This is a genomic window from Syntrophomonas sp. UBA5494 (assembly GCF_002426325.1).
In genome coordinates this window covers 14347-19754 of sequence record NZ_DIPG01000120.1, presented here as the reverse complement: position 1 = coordinate 19754, position 5408 = coordinate 14347, and the positions used below count along the sequence as shown (strand labels likewise).

The following is a 5408-nucleotide window of genomic DNA, read 5'->3' as shown; positions in this document are numbered from 1 at the left end:
ATCCATAAATATCTCCGGGCAGGCGTTGTCACACGCATTGGCAGATTTGAGGAAACGGAACTAGGCGTCCCGCAGGGAGGTCCATTGAGTCCACTTTGTGGAAACGTCCTCCTAAACGAATTGGACTGGGAACTGGAACGCAGAGGGCATAGACTCGTCCGCTACGCGGATGACCTGCTCGTCTTCTGCAAAAGCAAAAGGGCGGCGGAAAGGACACTGGCGAATCTAATCCCGTTCATAGAAAAGAAACTATTTCTTAAAGTGAACAGGGAAAAGACGGCAGTAGCCTATGTAGGCAAGGTCAAATTCTTAGGTTACGCGTTCTACATCAACAAGAACAGAGACGTGGGTTTGCGAGTACATCCCAAAAGTGCTGCAAAGATGAAGGCGAGGATACGCCATATCACGTCAAGAAGCAACGGCATGGGATACGAGCAGAGAAAGTTAAAACTCAAGCAGTTCATTGCTGGCTGGGTCAACTACTTCAAACTCGCGGACATGAAGAGCCTGCTGAAAAGGACAGACCAATGGCTACGCAGACGTATTCGGATGGTCATCTGGAAGCAGTGGAAAAGAGTCAGGACGCGTTACGCTATGCTTAAGAAACTAGGCATAATCGACTGGGTGGCACGAGAAGGCGCAAACATAAGAAAGGGCTACTGGCGTTGCGCCCGTAACCCGATCATTGCCAAGGCCATCTCAGCCGAGAGACTTAAGAAGGCAGGATATTTCAACTCTCGATTACTACGAGTCTGTTCGTGTGTAAACATGGGAGGAGCCGTATACCGAACGGTACGTACGGTTCTGTGGGAGGTCGGCTGACCCAGTAAGGGTCAGCCTCCTACCCGATTGATATTCAGTACCAGTAAACATTGCATAATTTAAAACGCTGAGTTTTTTGTCTCAATTCCATTGCCGGGAGGATACTATTGTTTGATTTCAATACCACCCATTATGGTAGTGCATTTGAGATGCAGAATTTTATCGCTGTTCTTTAAATCGCCGCTCTGCATGGAGGTGCTGCCCAAAATACCGCCAGATCCGCGGCCCATTAGATCTATTCCGCCTAAAATGGAAGTACCGTTGCAGGTTACGGCTACGTCTGGAGGGAGGATGACGCTTATCCCCCCCATAATGGCTGACAAGGTCAGGGTTATCTCTGGTTGTGTAAATCGGGCCTTGCGGATATCCAGGTCGATGCCCCCCATGAAGGCGGTATATTCAGCACTGCGAAGCTCCCAGGGCTCGTGCTTCTTTTCCACCGAGCCCATAATAGCTATATTTCCACGGCTATTGTGTTCATTTTTGAGCATAATATTCAACCCGATGATAATGATCAACACCGGCCAGAAGGCTTTCCAGAACAAGGACATATCAATATCCAACCAGCCGGCATTGCGGCCAAACCATGCAACTCCCAGGGCTGTCAAAATGGCTCCGGTGATCAATCCGGCCGGATCGCGCCGGGCGATGAAATTAATGCCGGCCACCACGATCAACAGCGGCCACAATAGATTAAACAAATATCCCAGACTGACAGCGGTAAACCCGAAATTGTTAAGCAGTGCGACGATTCCAAAAGCGATCACGACCAGCCCGGCCAGATAACGCCCGCCCAATCTCTCCATATATACTCACGCTCCTTTTGCTTCCGCAGGAACAACGCGGATAAAGGCTCCTGCAATTCAAGTCTATATCAGCTTGGCGTTATTTGCTACTCTCTATTCAAGCCCTGTCGCATTCAGCATTGGAACCGTTTTATTGCATTAATTTTCTCCTCCGCTTAGAAGCTGCTCCAGGAGATCGCGCGGGGCATTATGGAACGATTTTATTGAATGGCTGTTGGAACCCCGAACATGATCATGAGTTCGTAATCCACCCCGGCTTCAAGACTGTCGCCTTTGGTGATATTTATGTTTTGAAAAATCACTCGCAGCTTGTAGCCGTTGTTTTCAACGTCAAAAGTCATTTGTTCGGGAGGCAAGGCCTGTTTAGGCACATTCCCAATTTCGGCGACGGTCTGGCCGAAATCATACAAACCGGTGCTGATCAGTTCGGCACCGGCCGCGTTCTGTACCGCGAGCCGCACCTCCTGGGCAGACAGGCGTTCCAGGATCAATTTATAAGGCAGGCCCTGTACCTCAAAATCGACGGCGGACAGATTTTGGCTTACTGCTCCGCGGTGGGAACTGGCACTGACCAGGATATCAAAACCGCTGATGGGAAAAGGTTTTTGAGTATCCATGACCGCAAAGAAGTAATTGCTTTCCACATCCATACCCGGGTAAGCCGATTCAAATCCAAAAACACTTTTCATATCCCTATAGGTGGTGAAATCAGCGGGCAGCCAGACAACATAGCGGGTGTAATCCCGAGCCTGCAGGTAACTGAGTATGCTGGTAGCCTCCAGACGAAGGTTCATGCTTACTTCAGCCTTGGGGGTGATTTTTCCGTCAACAAGCAGGCCCTCGGCCAGGAGCATGCTTTCCAGGCGGGTGATCTGGCTGTTGCGGGATACGGTAAAAGCATCTACAGGCGGTATCACCGATAAAATAGCAAAACCGGCTGCCAGCAAGGCGATCAAGCCGTTTTTGGATACTGGCTTAAAACTGAGCATGATAGCGCAAACCAGTGAAAAAATGCCGAAAAGAGTAATGTAATAGCGGGATTCGGTGATACCGTAGGCATCCAGGCGAATGCCCACCGATATGAGCTGCATGATTACAACCGGAATCAATACCTTGGGAAAAATCAGACGGTATAAAGTAGCAAAACGGTTTGAAGCAAGGCTGGCCAGGATATAAATAATCAGTCCGGAGGCGGAGTAGGCCAAAACCATCCCCCCGAGTTGCCCCGAAGGCCATTTGAGCGTAAATAGTATCTTGACGAAATATGCGGCCAGGACCAGGGTGAAGGCTGCCACCAGAGGGATCGCAATGTAGGAAACCAGGATTTCCAGGAAGCGGGGGTATTCAGCCGAATACCTGGCAAATTCCCTGTCCTCAGCCCGCTCCGAACCCCAGCGGGGCAAAAGTGATAAATAATAGAGCGTGGCGAACAGCACCCAGATGACGACCATGGTATAAGCATAAGCATCGTTATCGACCGGGAAGAGCAAGATATCCACCGCGGCGATAATGCTGGCACAACCGGCGTTGAGCACGGCCGAGTACAAAACTGATATAAAGGCGGATTTAAAATGCACCAGGGCTATTTCATTAAAATCGGCCCGGCTTCTGAAAGACGGCACCCAGATGAAAGCGCAGAACATGGCGGCCACTGCTACAAAAGTGCGGATAGTAACCTCATGACTGATGCTCTGGACCGGCATAAGAATCAAGTAATATCCGATGGTCAACAGGGTTGATACAAGATAAACCACAACACGCTTTTTGTGGAGCTGCTCAAAGCGTTCACAGGCGAACTGTGCGGCGATGCCCAGGAAGGAACCCAGCAAAAAAGTATAGGCCAGTTTTTCGACAATCGGTCCGGGCTGCTTGTGCAAAGATATCATGTAACACAACAGTATGGTAGCGCCGATCAGACAGACTACAGTCAGCGGAAAACGAGATATAGCTTCAATAAGCCTCAACAAGGCAGCTTTTATCATAGCCCCCAAACGGTTCATTTGAATTCCTCCCCTGTCAATCATCAATATTGTAATATACCTTATTACTGAGAAATGATTTTCAGACTTACATCCAAATTCGCGGAATTGAAGGAAATAACCGATTAGTCATCCGGGGGGAACGGAAAGCGCACATAAAAAGTAGTGCCGCAGGGACTGGTCTCAAAATCAATTGTGGCATGATGGCGGGCGGCAATGCTGTAGCAGACGGCCAGGCCAAGACCGGTGCCTTTTTCCTTGGTGGTAAGGAAAGGGGTTCCTATCTTGTCCACAATGCTCGGATCCAAACCATGACCTTCATCCCTGACATAGAGCACAATTTCCTTGGGCCCGGTTTGGGTGCCGATAGTCAGGGTGCCTCCCGGCGACATGGCCTCCAATCCGTTGCGGGCCAGATTTAGAATCATCTGCCGGATCTCTTTTTCATCGATCAGCGGTATGGGAGGTTTGGAGAGATCAAGGCATACTGCCATTTCCCTGATATTTGCGTCGGCTTGAATCATGGGATAAATCGATTTAACCGCCTGGTCAAGGTAGCGGGGCTGCAGGTCGACCAGTTTGTCCTGCGCCATGCCCAGATATTCGCTTATAATACTGTTGGCCCGGTCCAGTTCTTCAATCATCAATTCAAAATAGGCGAAATCATCTTGATAATCTTTTTTGTCGGTCAATAGCTGTAAAAAGCCGCGGATGGTCGTCATGGGATTGCGGATTTCATGGCCGATGCTGGCCGCCATTTCCCCAACCAGTTTAAGGCGGTCGAGCCTGGCCATTTCTTTTTCCAGACGATTTTGTTCGGTTATGTCAATAATGCAGGCTATGTGGCAGGATGAGCCGTCAATATCCAATAGCTGGCTCCACAACAAGCCATCGCGAACCTGACCTGATTTTTTGCAGAAGCCGAAAGAATAGTGTTCGATTCTGCCCTTTTCTATCAGCAGTTTGCGGTAAGAGCGGCTGGTGTCGGGGATGGCGTAAAAATTCAATTCGGTGCTGGTGCGGCCTATCATCTCCTCGCGGGTATACCCTACAACCCGGCAGAAGGCCTCGTTGACATCGATAAATATACCCTCTTCAAGGGTAGCCAGACACATCATAATAGGACTGCCGTGAAATGCTTTGGAAAATTTCTCTTCCGACTGCCGCAGAGCCGCTTCGGTTTTCCTGCGAAAGCTGACATCTCTGATCGATTCGATCGCACCCACCAGCTTCCCGTTGCTGTCTAACAGCGGAGACGCGGTGCCATACAGAAAAGCGCCGCTGCTGCCTATCAAGGGACAGAAGCTCTCGGCGGAAATGCGTTTGTAATCCCGGTGAAGACTCAGGTAGGAGTCTTCAATTTCACTTTCGTTAAGATTGATCAGGTCAATCAGTATGGGACGGCACTCCCCATAAAACGGCAGGCTGTATTCATAATTGCCTTTGCCCAGCATGTATTCCGAGCTGACTCCGGTCATTTCTTCAATGGCCTTATTCCATGCTATCACCCGGCCATTTTGATCAATAACCAAAGTGGCGTCAGGAAGGAAGTTGATAATATCAGCCTGACGCCGCTCAGATTCTTTTGATTCGGTAATGTTTCGTCCCACCCCTATGACCACATCTTCTTCCTTGGAGACTATGATATTACATGAGCACCAGGAAAAAGAGCCATCATCGTTGCGGTAGCGGAAAACCAGGTTTTGCTTGCGGTCTCTTACCACCCGGCGCATAGCCTTCAAGGTAGACTCAATGTCATCAGGGTGAAGTTTATTATTGATTATTTCTGTTATGGTTTCCC

The 5408-nt window shown here is 49.4% G+C and carries 4 protein-coding genes; 1 reads left to right on the top strand and 3 read right to left on the bottom strand.

From position 1 onward, the window contains the following. A partial coding sequence (locus tag B3W37_RS13210) for a group II intron maturase-specific domain-containing protein (RefSeq protein ID WP_483176104.1) occupies positions 1-822 on the top strand: 822 nt, incomplete at its 5' end. 104 nt (positions 823-926) lie between these two features. On the opposite strand, the gene B3W37_RS13205 is transcribed toward B3W37_RS13210, so the two are convergent. The 3 genes from B3W37_RS13205 to B3W37_RS13195 all read right to left on the bottom strand — a co-directional run. Next, entirely contained in the window at positions 927-1628 is a 702-nt protein-coding gene (locus B3W37_RS13205; protein ID WP_483169400.1) for a LiaI-LiaF-like domain-containing protein, read from the bottom strand. A 200-nt stretch (positions 1629-1828) separates the two neighbouring features. After that, positions 1829-3628 carry a DUF4153 domain-containing protein gene (locus tag B3W37_RS13200; RefSeq protein WP_483169401.1) on the bottom strand — a complete coding sequence of 600 codons (1800 nt, stop codon included), beginning with the start codon at positions 3626-3628 and terminating at the stop codon, positions 1829-1831. A 104-nt stretch (positions 3629-3732) separates the two neighbouring features. After that, a partial coding sequence (locus B3W37_RS13195; protein ID WP_483176103.1) for a PAS domain S-box protein occupies positions 3733-5408 on the bottom strand: 1676 nt, incomplete at its 5' end.